This window comes from Ruegeria sp. CDSA221 (assembly GCF_059611825.1).
The window spans coordinates 15,570-30,926 of sequence record NZ_JBXWPK010000009.1 but is presented as its reverse complement, the minus strand read 5'-3'; the positions used below and the strand labels follow the sequence as shown (position 1 = coordinate 30,926).

The following is a 15,357-nucleotide window of genomic DNA, read 5'->3' as shown; positions in this document are numbered from 1 at the left end:
TTGGCTTAGTTCAATCGTCATTCACTGGAGAGCTCTCTTGAGGTTCCATCTTCCTTGGAGTTGATAACCTCAATGGTCCCTCAGGCGCGTTTTTCACCAATTGTGGCCACACCCAGAACAGACAGGACCTTGGCCTCAATCTGTTCAGCATTCATACCGGCAACCGCATACATATCCGCCGGGTTTGCCTGATCAATGAAGATATCCGGAAACACCATCGAGCGGTATTTAAGGCCCTGATCAAACACACCCTCATCGGCCAGTAGCTGCGCCACATGGCTGCCGAAACCGCCAATCGCACCCTCTTCGATGGTAATCAGCGCCTCATGATCGGAGGCCAGATTCAGGATCAGGTCGCGGTCCAGCGGTTTGGCGAAACGTGCATCGGCTATGGTAGGGGTTATGCCGCGTGCGGATAGGGCCTCGGCGGCTTTTTGTACTTCGGCCAAGCGCGTACCGAAAGACAGCAATGCCACGCGCGCGCCCTTCTGAATTATCCGGCCTTTGCCGATTTTAAGTACTTCACCACGCTCTGGCAGGTCCACGCCCACGCCTTCACCGCGGGGATAGCGGAAGGCGATCGGGCCTTCGTCGTGGGCGACGGCGGTGGCCACCATATGCATCAGCTCGGCCTCGTCTGCGGCGGCCATCACGACCATGCCCGGCAGGTTGGCCAGATAGGCAATGTCAAACGATCCGGCATGGGTCGCCCCATCAGCGCCCACCAGACCAGCGCGGTCGATGGCAAATCGCACGGGCAGGCGCTGAATGGCCACATCATGCACGACCTGATCATAGCCGCGCTGCAGGAAGGTCGAATACATGGTGCAGAACGGCTTCATCCCGCCCGCAGCCAAAGCCGCCGAGAACGTCACACCATGCTGTTCCGCAATCGCTACATCGAAACAACGTGACGGGTAGCGTTCGGCAAACAGGTTCAACCCGGTTCCATCGGGCATGGCGGCGGTGACGGCGACGATCTTGTCGTCCCGCGCGGCTTCTTCCACCAGCGTCTTGCCAAAAACCGAAGTATAGGACGGTGCGTTTGACGGCGCCTTCTTCTGCTCACCCGTCACAACATCGAATTTCGCTGTGGCATGGCCCTTGTCGCGGGCCTGCTCGGCGGGGGCATAGCCCTTGCCCTTTTTGGTCAGCACATGGATTAGGATCGGGCCGGTTGCCCGTGCCTTGACCGTACGCAACACTGGCAGCAGTTGGTCCATATCGTGCCCGTCAATCGGGCCGAGATAGGAAAAGCCCAGCTCTTCGAACAAGGTGCCACCCACGGCCATACCTTTGAGCATCTCTTTGGCGCGCTTGGCCCCTTCGCGGAAGGGTTCCGGCAGCAGGGACACCGCGCCCTTGGCGGCGGCTTTCAGATCGTGGAACGGTTCTTCGGCATAAATGCGCGACAGATAACTGGACAGGGCGCCAACCGGCGGTGCGATGCTCATCTCATTGTCGTTGAGGATAACGATCAGGCGCTTTTTCAGGTGGCCCGCATTGTTCATCGCCTCAAACGCCATACCCGCCGACATCGAGCCATCGCCGATTACCGCAATCGGATCGCCCAGACCTTCGGGCGTCACGCCACCCAGATCTCGCGCCACGGCAAAGCCAAGGGCCGCACTGATCGAGGTGCTGGAATGCGCCGCGCCAAAAGGGTCATAGGGGCTTTCGCTGCGCTTGGTGAACCCGCTCAACCCACCTGGTTGGCGCAGGGTACGGATCCGGTCGCGCCGCCCGGTCAGGATTTTATGCGGATAGCACTGGTGCCCGACATCCCAGATGATTTTGTCACGCGGCGTATCGAATACCGCATGCAGCGCGGTGGTCAGTTCCACCACGCCCAGACCCGCACCCAGATGCCCGCCGGTGACCGATACGGCCGAGATCGTCTCGGCCCGTAATTCCTGCGCCACCTGATGCAGCTGCGCGTCCGAAAACTGCCGCAGGTCGGCCGGGCGGTTCACAAGATCCAGCAGAGGAGTGTTCGGGCGGTCAGACATATGGCGCGTTCCTGGCTTAGCTGTCCCGGGCAATAACGAAGCGGGCGGCGTCCTTCAAGGTTTCAGCCGACGCGCCATAGCCTTCCAACGCGGCGCAGCCCTGTTCCACCAGCTCCGCGGCACGGGTTCTGGCGGCGTCGAGGCCCAGCAGAGACACAAACGTGGCCTTTCCCGCCTCGGCATCCTTCTGAAGGCGCTTGCCCGCAATTTCGGCGTTACCCTCTATATCCAAGATGTCATCTGCGATTTGAAAAGCAAGACCAAGGGATTGGGCATATTGGCGCAAGGGCGCAAGATCAGCTTGGGCCAGACGCGCGCCGGCGCATGCAGACCACTCGATCAGCGCTCCGGTTTTTCCTGCCTGCAAATGGGTGATTTCTTCCAGCGTCAGCGGAGAGTCTGCCGATTCCGCCGCGATATCCAGCGCCTGGCCCAGCACCATGCCCTGCGCTCCGCTTGCCTGCGCCAGAGACAAGGCCAATTCCGCGCGAATTTCGGCGGGGCCAATTTCGGGACGGGTGCAAAGTTCGAATGCCAGCGTCTGCAACGCGTCGCCTGCCAGAACCGCGATGCCCTCATCCCATTTCACATGAACTGTCGGGCGCCCGCGACGCAAATCGTCGTCATCCATGCAGGGCAGGTCATCATGCACCAGAGAATAGGCGTGCAACGCCTCGATCCCCGTGGCAGGCCAGATCGCCCGCGCTGTATCCACATCATGCAGCCGCGCGCTTTCCAGCACCAAAAACCCGCGCAGACCTTTGCCGCCTTGCGTGGCATAGGCCATCGCCTGTGTCACATCCAGATCGTCCAGCGCACCCAGAACCAGATCAAAATGGTCCTGAATCAGCGTCGCATCCTGCGCCAGTCTTTCGCGAAACATTTACTGACCTTCGACAGGAGTCGTCCCGGTCGGTTGACCATCAGCGTCCAAGGTGATGGCGGCGACCTTTTCCTCGGCCCGTTTCAGCTCATCCTCGCAGCGTTTCTTCAGCGCCGCGCCGCGTTCATACAGGGCGATAGACTGATCCAGCGCCACATCGCCGCGCTCCAGCTGGCCGACAACGGCCTCAAGCTCTTTCATCGCCTGTTCGAATGTCATCTGGTCAACGGGTGTGTCTGTCATCGGGCTGCCTTCATCAACTCTTCCACATGGGCACGGGTGGCCTCGGCCAGCGCTTTCAGATCATACCCGCCCTCCAAAGTCGAGACGATACGTCCCGCGCAATGCTCATCGGCAATCTTGCACAATTCGGCAGTGATCCAGGCGAAATCTTCGGTGGCCCAGTTCAGATTGGCCAGCGGATCATCCTGATGGGCGTCAAACCCGGCAGAGATTATGATCAGCTCGGGTTTGAAGGCGCGCAGTCGCGGGAAAGCCAATGTTTCGTAGGCGGCGCGCATCTCGGCGCCGCCAGTTCCGGGGGACAGTGGAATATTCAGGACGTTGTCAAAGGCGCCGGTCTCGTCGGCGCGGCCTGATCCCGGCCACAAGGGCATCTGTTGGCTGGTGATCACCAACGCGCGCGGCTCATCCCACAGCAAATCCTGCGTGCCATTGCCGTGATGCACATCGAAATCCACCACAGCGACGCGGCGCAGACCGTGATGATCCAACGCGTGTTTCACCCCCAATGCGGCGTTGCCGAACAGGCAGAATCCCATGGCGGTTTCATTCTCGGCGTGATGGCCGGGAGGGCGAATGGCACAGAACGCATTTGGGGCTTCTCCGCCCAGCACTAAATCCACGGCTTTTACCACAGCTCCTGCAGCCCTATAGGCCGCATCTACAGATCCCGGCGACATGAATGTATCGCCGTCCACCTGCCGGAATCCCTCTGTCGGGCGACTTTTGCGGATGTCGCGAATATGGCTTTCGGGGTGAATACGCAGCAGGTCATCATCGGCTGCAAGCGGCGCGGTCACACGATCCAGGTCCAGCCTATCCAGCGCATGAAGGATATGTTCCAGCCGCGCGATTTGTTCCGGATGCCCCTCGGGCGTCACGTGCCCAAGACAATCCGCATGGGTCAAAAGGGCAGTTTTCATCACAATCCCCTGTTCATCTGGTCAAAATACCTTCGCCGAAGGCAAGGAACCGCCACGCAGCGGCTCAATCAATCCGGTGCCAGCATGTACCCGGCCCCGCGCACGGTCTGCAGGTACCGGGGTTGTTTCGGGTCTTGCTCGATCTTGCGTCTCAGCCGTGTGATCTGCACATCCACGGCACGCTCCTGCGCCTGACCCTTATCACGGCCCAGATCCTCGACCAGCTTGGCGCGACTGATAGGGGCGCCGGGCTGGGCCGAGAAGATCTTCATCAGCTGGCTTTCCGTTGCGGTTAGGCGGACCGTTTCTTCTCCCCGCCACATCTCACCGCGCTCAACATCATAGCGGATCGGGCCGAGATGCAGAATCTTGGTTGCGGCATCCTGTGCCGGGGTTTCCGGCATCCGGCGCAGGATCGCATTGATCCGCAACAAAAGCTCTTTGGGCTCGAAAGGTTTGGCCAGATAATCATCGGCCCCCGCCTCAAGCCCGGCGATACGGTGTTCGGTTTCGCCCCGCGCCGTCAGCAACAGGATCGGGGTGGTGTGGGTCTCGCGCAGGGCTCTGGTCAGGCTGACACCATCTTCGCCGGGCATCATCACATCCAGAACGATCATGTCGAAATCCAGCCCCGACAGCACCCGACGTGCATGGGCCGCATCCCGCGCCGCGGTCACCAGAAACCCGTTTCGCATCAGGAATTTCTTGAGCAGATCGCGAATACGCTCGTCATCGTCAACGATCAACAGATGGGCGTCCATATCACTCATGAGGTCGTATCCCGCAATTTGGTATAGGCATGACGCATATCAGCATCCATCATTGCTTCAAGCACTTTGCGAAACCCAGACACCGCTTCTGGGCCTGCGTCCTTATAGGCCGCGCGCATCCGCACGCGCTGGGCCTCGGACAGCCTGGTTTCAAGCGCCCTCCCGGCTTCGGTCAGAAACAAGTGCCGTTCGCGCTTGTCCACCGTACCGACCCTGCTTTCGACCAACCCATCGTCAATCAATGTCCGAAGGACCCGGTTCAGAGACTGTTTCGTCACTCCTAGAATAGCAAGCAGGTTATTGACGGTCGTCCCCGGCGCGCGATTAATAAAGTGGATAGCACGGTGGTGTGCCCGCCCATAGGCCAGCTGTGTCAGAATGCGATCCGGGTCCGCCGTGAACCCGCGATAGGCGAAAAACATCGCCTCGATCCCCTGCCGCAGCTGTTCATCCGTAAGAAACAACAGGCTTTCTCCGCCAAAGGCCTGGGCGGGGCGGGTATCTGACATATTCTGCCTCATTCGTTACACAGGTCCGAGTTTATGTCAGCGTTGTTGACATTCCAAGAGCGGACAGGTATCGAATCGCAGTTTTTGCGCAACTTTATGCCCACTTCGGACCTATATTGCGCAATAATTGGAATATTCAACCCAGGCAGGGAGGTTTCGCATGGCGGGGTATGATGATCGTGACGGTGTCATCTGGATGGATGGAGAACTTGTGCCCTGGCGCGAGGCGAATGTCCACATTCTGAGCCATGCGATGCACTATGCGTCTTCGGTCTTTGAGGGCGAGCGGGCCTATAACGGCAAAATTTTCAAAAGTCGGGAGCATTCTGAACGGCTGGTCGCCTCGGCCGAGGCGCTGGACATGCCGATGCCCTATACGATCGACCAGATCGAAGCGGCAAAGGAAGACGCGCTGAAGGCAAGTGGCCTGCAGGACGCCTATGTCCGTGCGCTGGTCTGGCGTGGTTCGGGCGAGGATATGGGCGTGGCTTCGGCCAAGAACCCGGTCCGCATGGCCGTAGCGGTCTGGCCCTGGGGTGCCTATTACGGCGACGCCAAGATGCAGGGCGCAAAGTTGGACATCGCCGAATGGAAACGCCCCAGCCCTGAAACCATCCCGGTTCACGCCAAGGCGGCGGGTCTCTACATGATCTGCACCATCTCCAAGCACAAGGCCGAGTCCAAGGGCTGCTCGGATGCGCTGTTCATGGACTGGCGCGGCTATGTCGCCGAAGCGACCGGGGCCAACGTGTTCTTCGTCAAAGACGGTGAGGTTCATACCCCTCTGGCCGATTGCTTTTTGAACGGCATCACCCGTCAAACCGTGATCCAGATGCTTAAAGACAAAGGCATCACCGTGCATGAGCGCCGCATCAAGCCCGAAGAGATGGCCGATTTCGAACAATGCTGGCTGACCGGCACCGCCGCCGAGGTCACGCCTGTGGGCCAAATCGGCGACTATAGGTTCGAGGTCGGTGACCTGACCCGCGAGATTGCCGCCGATTACGAAAAACTGGTGCGGGCATAACCTGCAACCAAGTTGAAACCCCGCCTTGGCGGGGTTTTCTGCTTTTGGGCAACCGTTAACAGCTACGGGTAGATATGTGAGTGCGTAAATTATCTTACAATGACCGAATTGAGCCCATAGTTACAGGTGCTGCACCTTGTCTTAGTGTTGGGTAAGGAGCTTTATGCGTTCTGGGTGCGAGGGGCATGGGATTCTCGAAGACACTCGCGGAAACTGAGGTTACGAAGTGGTCAGGTAGGGTATACCCGACTAGTACCATAATGATATGTACCCCTAGGGTGAGCATAAATCAGGCGCGCTGCCTTTGGTTGAGTGAGTGCTCTCTATGACAAAGCAACAAGCTAGGCTTTTGGGGATCGCGTCATCAATCGTGTGGTTTTGCTCCGGGTGTGTGGCTCTGTCAGAAAACGCCCCGGTTGACGTTTGGGAGCATTGTCGCGCTAACGATAGCTGCACGATTGAGTATGACCATTTATCCACGCAAGAAGGCGAGCCGTACTTGTTCATCGGATACGTCATGGATTCTGAACAAGCTCGATGGGGCCAGTTTCGAAGGGCAATTCAGGCATATCCAGATGTACAGAGCTGCCTCACAGAAGAAGAACAAAACAAAGAACGACCAAACCTACTTAAGTTTGATTGGGACAGAGTTGGTACGGGGCAAGGAGCCGCAGTCTGTGTGTTTCGGATAGCTAGAAGCCTGTCAAATCAAGATAGGATTCAAAACTGGTTTATATACCATCAATTTAAGATTGCGGGACCTCACAGGTCTCGAAGCGAAAACTTCGTGCCGACTAGAGACAATGAACCGGTTGCATCAATGACCGGCTATTGGACAGTAGAGCAGTACCGTAAACATACACCGTCAATGATTAGAACCTTAACCGGGTTTGATACGGTGATTAGGTACGAAGTGATATTGAGATTTTCTGATAATAATCAAACAGTTAGTGCATCGGTGCTTGCGACAACTAATTAATTTTAGGAAGCGAAACCCTTAGCAAAACTCCTACTTAACCGTGAATCAAGTCGAGTTGACCGGATCGGGCGGTTTTCATAATTCTTGTAAAGCGAACACTCAGGCAGCTCATAAAATGCTCCAAGCGTTCTTCTGAATTGGGAATGCTGTAGAGTTCATAGTCTGGGCGTTCAGGCCTGTGCGCAGTCAAGGGCAGTTTTGTCAGCTCATCAGACTATGCACTTGCATTCCTTCAACCCGGACTACTCGCTCTGCAAAGCAGACTCTAATCCTAGAAATCCACGCCGCGCTGAGCTTTGATTCCGGCTTGAAACGGGTGCTTTTCCTCGGTCATTTCGGTGACCAGATCAGCATAGTCGCGCAGTGGTTCTGGCGCATCGCGGCCGGTCAGGAACACGCTGGTCTTGTCGGACCGCGCCTTGAGCCCGTCGATCACCTGATCGACGGTCAGATATTCATAACGCAGGGCAATATTGATCTCGTCCAGAACGACCAGATCATACTCACCGCTCTCCATCAGCGCGCGCGCCCTGTCGAAGGCCGCATTGGCAGCGGCGATATCGCGCTCGCGGTCCTGGGTGTCCCAGGTAAAGCCCTCGCCCATCGTGTGCCAGGTGACCAGATTGCGCTCTTCAAAAAACCGCCGCTCGCCGGTTTTCCACTTGCCCTTGATGAACTGTACGACGGCAACTTTCTGACCCCATCCCAGCGCTCGGATCACGACACCAAACGCGGCCGAGGATTTGCCCTTGCCCTTGCCGGTATTGATCAGCACCAGACCACGGCCCGGGTCGACGGCCTCAGAGACCTTTTTGCGGTGCTTGGCCTGCACCTGCTGCATCTTTTCTTTGTGATCCTGCGCGTCGCTCATTCGGGCACCTCTGTGATTGTTGGGCCCAAACTAGGGCAAGTTTGAAAAAGGTAAAGTCACGCTTTGTGATCGGTCAGGGACCGAGCCTTGCCGCGTTCCAGCCCCAGCTGGTGTTCGCGCCAGATCACGACCACATTGCCCGCAATCACCAGCGTCGCACCCAACAGGATCGCAAGCGTCGGCAGCTCATCAAACCAGATATAGCCGATGAATATGGCAAACAGCATGGTGGTATAGTCATAAGGGGCCAGCATCGAGGCCTGACCAAAGCGATAGGACGAGGTGACCAGAATCTGTGCAACACCGCCGATCAACCCCATTATGATCATAATTAGAGCCTGATTAAGCGTCGGCATGGTCCAACCCCAAAACGCGGTCAGAGCTGAAAGCAGGGTAGCGGTCATCGAGAAATAGAACACGATCGCGGCCGGGTGATCCACCTTGACCAGCTGCCGGATGTGGATCTGCACAAAGGCACGGGCGAGTGTGGCCGCCAGCACGCAAAGCGCCCCGATTGTGGCTGCCATCTCCATCTGGGTGGTGCCCAGCCTGGGCCAAACCATAATCAGCACGCCCAACAATCCCAGCGCGACGGCACCGATGCGGATCATGCGAATGCGCTCGCCCAGAATCAGCGCGGCCAGAATCAGGGTGAAGATCGGGGTGGCATAGCCAATCGCGGTGACCTCGGGGAGTGGCAAGAGGCTGAGACCCGTAAAAGTCAGACCCATGGCGCTGGTGCCCAGAACGCCGCGCCAGAAATGACCCATCGGCTTTTTGACCACAAAGCCCTGCGCCAGCTCTCCGCGCCAAAGCAACCAGGCAATGATGACGGGAATGGCGAAGAGCGACCGGAAAAACACCAGTTCACCGGGCGGGAAATCTTCGGACAGGGCCTTGACCAGTGCAGACATTGAGGTGAACAGAACCAACGCGGCCAGTTTCAGGCCCACGGCAAGCATGGGTCGGTGGGAAGTCAGGGATTGTGCCATTGGCCGGGAACCTGAGCCTTTGACTGGGAAAGATCAACGATTGGATTGTACCAATCAGGCAGATTTCCACGTGTCGGGCAGGGGTTGGCCGATCTCTTCGCTGAACGCCTCAAGAAACCGGATCATCCGTGCCACACGCGCCTGTGCCAATTCGCGCCCGTTGGGCGTCAGCATGTCTGCCGGCAGGCTCAACAGTTTGACCTTCCAGTGGTCAATCGAGAATTGCTGATCGTTCAGATCACGGGCGCGGGCAAAGGCATCCTCGGCGTCATACAAGTCGCGCCCCAATGCGCCAGCCACTACGAAGGTGCGCGCAATGCCGATGGCCCCCAGTGCATCAAGCCGATCTGCATCGCGTAGGAAGCGGGCCTCGGGTGTTTCTGGCGGTATCCCGGCCGAGAAACTGTGTGCAGCAATGGCGTGCTGGATGGCGTCGATCTCGGGTCGTGAAAACGTCAATTCCTCCAGAATAGGCTCTGACTCGGCAGCAGACCGGCGTGAGGCCAAGTGGCGGTCGGGGTCATCTTTGGGCAAGTTGACTAGGTCATGAAGATAGCTTGCCGCAAGCAGAACCCGAATATCTGCTTGCGTGTCCGCGATGGCCTGTACATTGATCCAAACGCGATCCAGATGCGCCAGATCATGGGCAGGATCTGTTTTCATGCGCTGTGCGACGATGCCGCGCAGCCGGGTGCGCAGCTCAGCCGATATGGCCACGGTTCTCGCCGATCTGACCCCGGTGCAACAGCAGGTGGTCAAGGATTACGCAAGCCATCATCGCTTCGCCAACCGGAACCGCACGGATGCCGACACAAGGGTCATGGCGGCCTTTGGTGATGATCTCGGTCTCTTCTCCGGACTTGGTGATCGTTTTGCGCGTGGTCAGAATCGACGAGGTCGGTTTGACCGCAAAGCGTACGACTATATCCTGCCCGGTCGAAATCCCGCCCAGTATGCCGCCTGCGTGGTTCGAGCTGTATTGCGGGCCGTTCTGCCCCATGAAGATTTCATCGGCATTGGCCTCGCCGGTCAGTTCAGCGGCGGCCATGCCTTCGCCGATCTCAACACCTTTGACTGCGTTGATCGACATCATCGCTGCGGCAAGATCAGTGTCTAACTTGGCATAAACTGGCGCACCAATCCCGGCAGGGACACCACGCGCAACGACCTCAACCACTGCCCCGACCGAATTGCCGGACTTGCGTAACCCGTCTAAATAGGCGGCCCAATCTTCGGCGGCTGTCGCATCGGGCGTCCAGAATGGGTTCTGTTCAATCTGTGACCAATCGAAATTCGTGCGGTCGATCTTGTGCGGGCCAATCTGAGTCATGTACCCGGTGATTTGCACATTCGGTGCGATCTGCCTGATCGCTTCGCGGGCCAGGCCCCCGGCGGCAACGCGCGAGGCGGTTTCGCGCGCCGAGCTGCGGCCACCGCCGCGATAATCGCGGATACCGTATTTTTGCCAATAGGTGATATCAGCATGGCCCGGGCGGAACTTTTCCATGATATCGCCGTAGTCTTTTGACCGCTGATCAGTGTTCTCGATCATCAGCTGGACCGGAGTTCCGGTCGTCTGCCCTTCGAACACGCCGGACAGGATTTTCACCTGATCGGGCTCGCGCCGCTGGGTGGTGTATTTATTCTGTCCTGGTTTGCGCTTGTCCAGCCAGTGCTGGATCACCTCTGCGTCGATGGTCACCCCCGGCGGGCAGCCATCAACAGTGGCACCCAAGGCGGGACCGTGGCTTTCACCCCAGGTGGTGACGCGGAAAAGATGGCCAAAGCTGTTCATCGACATAAGGGGTGCTCCTTCTGAGCATCGTGATTAGCGGGCAAGGCCCGTAGCCTCAAGCGGATTTGCGGTTGGGGCCCAGCACCCCAACCCTTTCCGGTCAGGCCGCCGAGGACAGCTGCGTCCGCATCGCGGTGATTTTCAACGCCGCCTGTGCCGCCTCGCGCCCCTTATCCACGAAATGCGCGCGGTAGATGGTATTGTGGTGGTCCGTCTCTTGATACTGGTGTGGCGTCAGCGAAACAGACAGAACCGGAACACCGGTATCCAGACCTGCGCGCATCAACCCGTCGACCACAGCTTGCGCCACGAAATCATGCCGGTAGATGCCGCCATCCACCACAAAGGCCGCGCATGTCACAGCTGCATAGCGCCCAGTCTGGGCAAGATCGCGGGCCAGCAGGGGCATTTCGAACGCACCTGGAACGTCGAACACGTCCACTTGATCGGCGGGTATCAATTCCAGAAATCCGTCGAGTGCACGGTCGACAATATCGGCATGCCAGCTGGCCTTAACAAACGCATAGCGGGTGTGTGTCATCAAGATCTCCTTCCGGTTTGGTGGTCTGCTGGCGGTTGCGAAAACCGGTTCCCACTTTTCGCTGCCAGCACGACATGACACGTCACCCAAGGCGATCACGAGCAGGCGCGCGGGGTTACCGGCACACTGCACGTTCTCTTTCATCCGGACTGTAACCGTCGGCTCTGGCCTCTCACCAGATCTGCTGACACCCCGAAAAGGGGCCGCTCGCGGGCTTACGGGTCATCGCCCGCATACCGCCGGTGGGGAATTCCGCCCCGCCCTGAGAACGAGGCGCACCTTGCCAATAGGTGCGCGGTTCTGCAAGAGCTTTTGCAGGAGGACCGCCATGCACCCCAATCCCGCCTTCCGCGCCGAGGATCGTGACAGTCATATTGCTTTTGCGCGCGAGCGCGCATTTGGTGTTTTGGCTTTGTCAGCGGACCAGGGGCCTTTGCTTAGCCATGTGCCGTTTCTGTTGTCAGAAGATGGCGCAGAAGCCTCGCTGCATCTGGTGCGGTCCAATCCGATCGTCCGGGCATTGAATGAACCGCGCACGGTTCGAATCGCTGTATCGGGGCCTGACGGATATATCTCGCCCGACTGGTACGGGATTGAGGATCAGGTGCCCACTTGGAACTATGTGGCGGTGCACCTGACCGGAACGCTTTCGCTTCTTCCGCAGGACGCGTTGCGCGATTTACTCGATCGTCAGTCGGATTTTTATGAGCGCCGGTTGAACCCCAAGCCACCCTGGAGCGCCAGCAAGATGAGCGCGGAGGCTCTGGACAAGATGATGCGCATGATTGTGCCCTGCAAATTGCAGGTAGATGACATTCAGGGCACCTGGAAGCTGAACCAGAACAAGCCGGACGATGTCCGTCTAGTCGCCGCAGATCATGTGGCGGTAGACGGGTTCGGAAGCGAGACCACTCACCTCGCCGCGCTCATGCGGTCTAGGTGAGCGGACGGGCTGGTCAGTTGCTGAAGGTCGCCAGATAAGCGGCGACATCCTCAGCCCCTTTTTTCAGTTTGACGCTCATGTTCGGACGGGCGGTTTCGTCATCCAGATAATCCCTCAGGAAAACAATCGGGTCCTGCGAATATTCGACGATGTTTTCCTGTGTCCAGACCAGCCCTTCCTGGCCTGCACGGATCATGTCATCGGTGTACATCCCGATTGGTAGGCGTTCGCTTCCGTTCAGGTAATCGGTTTCTGTTCCGGCCACCCGGCCTACGACCCCATAGAGATTCGGCCCGGTGATGCCGCCTTTGACCAGAACTTTTCCATCTTTGATAATTGCATGGCACGAAGAGCACCGATTGTAGAGGCTTTCCCCCTTTGCCGGATCGCCGGCGGCGAAGGATTGCGATGAAAGAGTCAGGGCGAAGGTCAGAGTGGCTGTAAAAAGCTTTGGCATGGAAAAATCCCGTTAAGGTTGGTCCTGTTACAGGCCCTTGGGACATTCCAGCCAAATGTGCAATCGAATTGAGACTCGTCTAGTGTGTTGAAAAATATCTATTTTTAACTCATTATTTTTACCAAGGTAGATTCAATCGAAGTGGATTTTTGCGTGGCAAAATCAGGTCAGAATTTTGCAGATTTTCGCCGATCAACAGTCTTCGGTTCTGTGTTGTGAGGGTGTTTTCGTTGCCTGGTTGCCATCCGAATCACTCCGTGAACCACCCGCGCGGCAGGGCAAACCTTCACGGGTAATCCGGCCCATCCCTTGAAAAAAACGCCTTTCGTTGTGACATGAATGCCAAGATGCGGCGTAGTGCGCGCCTATGACCGCTGGACGAACCGATTTCTCCCGGATAGATAGCCGCGATGAGACGCCGCTTTGATGCGGTGCTGATGCATGTTTGCCCGGTATTGCCGGGCGCCGGAATCGGAGAAAACCTCGTGTCCCACGCAGAAGACCACGAAGGCACCCGCAGAGATTTCCTCTACTACGTCGCTGGCGGCGCAGGTGTCGTTGCGACGGGTGCAGCCGTATGGCCCCTGATCAACCAAATGAACCCCTCGGCAGACGTTCAGGCCCTGTCCTCGATCCGCGTGGATGTGAGCGGTGTCGAGCCCGGAACCCAGCTGACCGTCAAATGGTTGGGCAAACCCGTGTTCATCCGTCACCGCACCGGTGTCGAAATCGACGAAGCGCAGAAGCAGGACGCCGATGGCGTGGATGCCCTGCCTGACCCGCTGGCCCGTAACTTCAATCTGAATGCTGATGCACCGGCCACGGATGCAAACCGCGTGATGCCGTCGCCGGAAGGCGAAGCCGCAGGTGCCTGGATCGTCCAGATGGGCGTCTGTACTCATCTCGGTTGTGTCCCGCTGGGCGATGCTGGTGACTTTGGCGGCTGGTTCTGCCCCTGCCACGGTTCGCATTACGATATGGCTGGCCGTATCCGCAAAGGTCCTGCACCTGAAAACCTGCCCGTTCCGCCCGCTGAGTGGACGGACGCCAGCACCATCAAACTCGGCTAAGGGAGACCCAGATGTCCGGAATTCCCCACGATCACTATGAGCCGAAGACAAGTGGCGAGAAGTGGCTGAACAGCCGCCTGCCCATCGTCGGCCTGATCTATGACACCCTGATGATCCCAACCCCCAAGAACCTGAACTGGTGGTGGATCTGGGGCATCGTCCTGGCGTTTTGCCTGGTCCTGCAAATTGTCACCGGTATCGTTCTGGTGATGCACTACACTCCGCATGTTGATCTGGCCTTCGCTAGCATCGAGCACATCATGCGCAACGTGAATGGCGGCTATATGCTGCGGTATCTGCACATGAACGGCGCATCGCTGTTCTTTGTCGCGGTATACATCCACATCTTCCGCGGCCTGTTCTATGGCTCATACAAAGCCCCGCGCGAGGTTACGTGGATCATCGGGATGCTGATCTATCTCTGTATGATGGGCACTGCCTTTATGGGCTATGTTCTGCCCTGGGGTCAGATGTCTTTCTGGGGTGCGACCGTGATCACCGGCCTGTTTGGTGCGATCCCGTTTGTGGGTGACGCGATCCAGACTTGGCTGCTGGGCGGACCGGCTGTGGACAACGCCACGCTGAACCGCTTCTTCTCGCTGCACTACCTGCTGCCCTTTGTAATTGCGGCGCTGGTCATCGTGCATGTCTGGGCTTTCCACACCACCGGCAACAACAACCCGACAGGTGTTGAGGTTCGCCGCGGTTCGAAAGCCGAGGCCGAGAAAGACACGCTGCCCTTCTGGCCTTACTTCGTGATCAAGGACCTGTTCGCACTGGCGGTCATCCTTGTTGTGTTCTGGGCAATCGTTGGTTTCATGCCGAACTATCTGGGCCACCCGGATAACTACATCGAAGCCAACCCGCTGGTAACACCGGCACATATCGTGCCCGAATGGTACTTCTTGCCGTTCTACGCGATCCTACGTGCCTTTACCGGCGAGGTCTGGGTTGTTCAATTCGCCAGCTTCATCACCGGCGGCATCATTGACGCCAAGTTCTTTGGTGTTCTGGCGATGTTTGGTGCGATCCTGGCTATGGCTCTGGCGCCGTGGCTGGACACGTCGACCGTACGTTCGGGTAAATACCGGCCGATGTTCAAATGGTGGTTCTACCTGCTGATCGTCGACTTCTTTGCCCTGATGTGGCTGGGTGCGATGCCCGCAGAAGAGCCCTATGCGACCTTCTCGTTAATCGCATCGGCCTACTGGTTCGGCTATTTCTTCGTGATCCTGCCGGTTCTGGGTGTCATCGAAAAACCCGATGCACAGCCGGAAACCATCGAAGAAGACTTCAACGCGCATTATGGCAAGGCTGACGCCGATGCCACGCCGGCCGAGTAAGA

16 protein-coding genes and 1 riboswitch are annotated in these 15,357 nt (G+C 57.9%); of the genes, 4 read left to right on the top strand and 12 right to left on the bottom strand.

All coding sequences use genetic code 11. The features are described 5' to 3' along the window. Positions 1 to 80: 80 nt before the first annotated feature. The 6 genes from dxs to AC2FJ5_RS14265 all read right to left on the bottom strand — a co-directional run bounded on the left by dxs (position 81) and on the right by AC2FJ5_RS14265 (position 5,337). Complete coding sequence (gene dxs, locus AC2FJ5_RS14290; protein WP_496793753.1) at positions 81 to 2,009, bottom strand: 1-deoxy-D-xylulose-5-phosphate synthase; 1,929 nt, start codon at positions 2,007 to 2,009, stop codon at positions 81 to 83. Positions 2,010 to 2,025: 16 nt separating this feature from the next. Next, positions 2,026 to 2,892, bottom strand: a complete 867-nt coding sequence (locus tag AC2FJ5_RS14285; RefSeq protein WP_496751092.1) for a polyprenyl synthetase family protein — start codon at positions 2,890 to 2,892, stop codon at positions 2,026 to 2,028. Continuing rightward, positions 2,893 to 3,135 carry an exodeoxyribonuclease VII small subunit gene (locus tag AC2FJ5_RS14280; protein ID WP_037313918.1) on the bottom strand — a complete coding sequence of 81 codons (243 nt, stop codon included), beginning with the start codon at positions 3,133 to 3,135 and terminating at the stop codon, positions 2,893 to 2,895. After that, positions 3,132 to 4,058, bottom strand: a complete 927-nt coding sequence (locus tag AC2FJ5_RS14275) for a histone deacetylase family protein (protein ID WP_496793751.1) — start codon at positions 4,056 to 4,058, stop codon at positions 3,132 to 3,134. The genes AC2FJ5_RS14280 and AC2FJ5_RS14275 overlap by 4 nt, the downstream gene beginning before the upstream one ends. Before the next feature lie 68 nt (positions 4,059 to 4,126). Next, a complete protein-coding gene (locus AC2FJ5_RS14270; RefSeq protein WP_142640254.1) occupies positions 4,127 to 4,828 on the bottom strand; it encodes a response regulator in 702 nt (233 codons plus the stop codon). Further along, complete coding sequence (locus AC2FJ5_RS14265) at positions 4,825 to 5,337, bottom strand: MarR family winged helix-turn-helix transcriptional regulator (RefSeq protein ID WP_142640252.1); 513 nt, start codon at positions 5,335 to 5,337, stop codon at positions 4,825 to 4,827. The genes AC2FJ5_RS14270 and AC2FJ5_RS14265 overlap by 4 nt, the downstream gene beginning before the upstream one ends. A 160-nt stretch (positions 5,338 to 5,497) precedes the next feature. Here AC2FJ5_RS14265 and AC2FJ5_RS14260 point away from each other — a divergent pair, with 160 nt between their 5' ends. After that, on the top strand, positions 5,498 to 6,364 hold the full coding sequence (locus tag AC2FJ5_RS14260) for a branched-chain amino acid aminotransferase (RefSeq protein WP_496793750.1): 867 nt from the start codon (positions 5,498 to 5,500) through the stop codon (positions 6,362 to 6,364). Between the two features lie 1,250 nt (positions 6,365 to 7,614). Here AC2FJ5_RS14260 and cobO read toward each other — a convergent pair. The 5 genes from cobO to AC2FJ5_RS14235 form a co-directional block, all read right to left on the bottom strand. Beyond that, the gene (gene cobO, locus AC2FJ5_RS14255) at positions 7,615 to 8,214 is read right to left on the bottom strand and encodes a cob(I)yrinic acid a,c-diamide adenosyltransferase (protein ID WP_496702830.1); all 600 of its coding nucleotides are present in this window, start codon (positions 8,212 to 8,214) and stop codon (positions 7,615 to 7,617) included. Between the two features lie 56 nt (positions 8,215 to 8,270). Next, on the bottom strand, positions 8,271 to 9,206 hold the full coding sequence (locus AC2FJ5_RS14250) for a DMT family transporter (RefSeq protein ID WP_142640242.1): 936 nt from the start codon (positions 9,204 to 9,206) through the stop codon (positions 8,271 to 8,273). Positions 9,207 to 9,260: 54 nt separating this feature from the next. After that, positions 9,261 to 9,923 carry an HD domain-containing protein gene (locus AC2FJ5_RS14245; protein WP_496702828.1) on the bottom strand — a complete coding sequence of 221 codons (663 nt, stop codon included), beginning with the start codon at positions 9,921 to 9,923 and terminating at the stop codon, positions 9,261 to 9,263. Then, a complete protein-coding gene (gene aroC / locus AC2FJ5_RS14240; RefSeq protein ID WP_496702826.1) occupies positions 9,907 to 11,007 on the bottom strand; it encodes a chorismate synthase in 1,101 nt (366 codons plus the stop codon). The genes AC2FJ5_RS14245 and aroC overlap by 17 nt, the downstream gene beginning before the upstream one ends. 94 nt (positions 11,008 to 11,101) lie before the next feature. Then, a complete protein-coding gene (locus AC2FJ5_RS14235) occupies positions 11,102 to 11,542 on the bottom strand; it encodes a 6,7-dimethyl-8-ribityllumazine synthase (protein WP_142640236.1) in 441 nt (146 codons plus the stop codon). A 128-nt stretch (positions 11,543 to 11,670) separates the two neighbouring features. Further along, positions 11,671 to 11,816, bottom strand: a riboswitch (FMN riboswitch). A gap of 54 nt (positions 11,817 to 11,870) precedes the next feature. Between AC2FJ5_RS14235 and AC2FJ5_RS14230 the strand changes: the two genes are divergently transcribed. After that, positions 11,871 to 12,485 carry an FMN-binding negative transcriptional regulator gene (locus AC2FJ5_RS14230; protein WP_496793749.1) on the top strand — a complete coding sequence of 205 codons (615 nt, stop codon included), beginning with the start codon at positions 11,871 to 11,873 and terminating at the stop codon, positions 12,483 to 12,485. Between the two features lie 13 nt (positions 12,486 to 12,498). Here the strand turns inward: AC2FJ5_RS14230 and AC2FJ5_RS14225 are convergent, their stop codons facing one another. After that, a complete protein-coding gene (locus tag AC2FJ5_RS14225) occupies positions 12,499 to 12,942 on the bottom strand; it encodes a c-type cytochrome (protein ID WP_496692653.1) in 444 nt (147 codons plus the stop codon). Between the two features lie 485 nt (positions 12,943 to 13,427). Here AC2FJ5_RS14225 and petA point away from each other — a divergent pair, with 485 nt between their 5' ends. Both petA and petB read left to right on the top strand, forming a co-directional pair. Continuing rightward, positions 13,428 to 14,012: a ubiquinol-cytochrome c reductase iron-sulfur subunit gene (gene petA, locus AC2FJ5_RS14220; RefSeq protein WP_142640296.1), complete on the top strand. Its 585-nt coding sequence runs from the start codon at positions 13,428 to 13,430 to the stop codon at positions 14,010 to 14,012. A gap of 11 nt (positions 14,013 to 14,023) precedes the next feature. After that, on the top strand, positions 14,024 to 15,355 hold the full coding sequence (petB, locus tag AC2FJ5_RS14215) for a cytochrome b (RefSeq protein ID WP_142640230.1): 1,332 nt from the start codon (positions 14,024 to 14,026) through the stop codon (positions 15,353 to 15,355). Positions 15,356 to 15,357 lie beyond the last annotated feature (2 nt).

Coding starts and splice junctions, on each gene's coding strand:
- AC2FJ5_RS14270 (WP_142640254.1), bottom strand. CDS start 4,828: ATGAGTGATATGGACGCCCATCTGTTGATCGTTGACGATGACGAGCGT.
- AC2FJ5_RS14225 (WP_496692653.1), bottom strand. CDS start 12,942: ATGCCAAAGCTTTTTACAGCCACTCTGACCTTCGCCCTGACTCTTTCA.
- AC2FJ5_RS14260 (WP_496793750.1), top strand. CDS start 5,498: ATGGCGGGGTATGATGATCGTGACGGTGTCATCTGGATGGATGGAGAA.
- AC2FJ5_RS14275 (WP_496793751.1), bottom strand. CDS start 4,058: ATGAAAACTGCCCTTTTGACCCATGCGGATTGTCTTGGGCACGTGACG.
- petB (WP_142640230.1), top strand. CDS start 14,024: ATGTCCGGAATTCCCCACGATCACTATGAGCCGAAGACAAGTGGCGAG.
- cobO (WP_496702830.1), bottom strand. CDS start 8,214: ATGAGCGACGCGCAGGATCACAAAGAAAAGATGCAGCAGGTGCAGGCC.
- AC2FJ5_RS14250 (WP_142640242.1), bottom strand. CDS start 9,206: ATGGCACAATCCCTGACTTCCCACCGACCCATGCTTGCCGTGGGCCTG.
- dxs (WP_496793753.1), bottom strand. CDS start 2,009: ATGTCTGACCGCCCGAACACTCCTCTGCTGGATCTTGTGAACCGCCCG.
- AC2FJ5_RS14280 (WP_037313918.1), bottom strand. CDS start 3,135: ATGACAGACACACCCGTTGACCAGATGACATTCGAACAGGCGATGAAA.
- aroC (WP_496702826.1), bottom strand. CDS start 11,007: ATGTCGATGAACAGCTTTGGCCATCTTTTCCGCGTCACCACCTGGGGT.
- AC2FJ5_RS14230 (WP_496793749.1), top strand. CDS start 11,871: ATGCACCCCAATCCCGCCTTCCGCGCCGAGGATCGTGACAGTCATATT.
- AC2FJ5_RS14285 (WP_496751092.1), bottom strand. CDS start 2,892: ATGTTTCGCGAAAGACTGGCGCAGGATGCGACGCTGATTCAGGACCAT.
- AC2FJ5_RS14235 (WP_142640236.1), bottom strand. CDS start 11,542: ATGACACACACCCGCTATGCGTTTGTTAAGGCCAGCTGGCATGCCGAT.
- AC2FJ5_RS14265 (WP_142640252.1), bottom strand. CDS start 5,337: ATGTCAGATACCCGCCCCGCCCAGGCCTTTGGCGGAGAAAGCCTGTTG.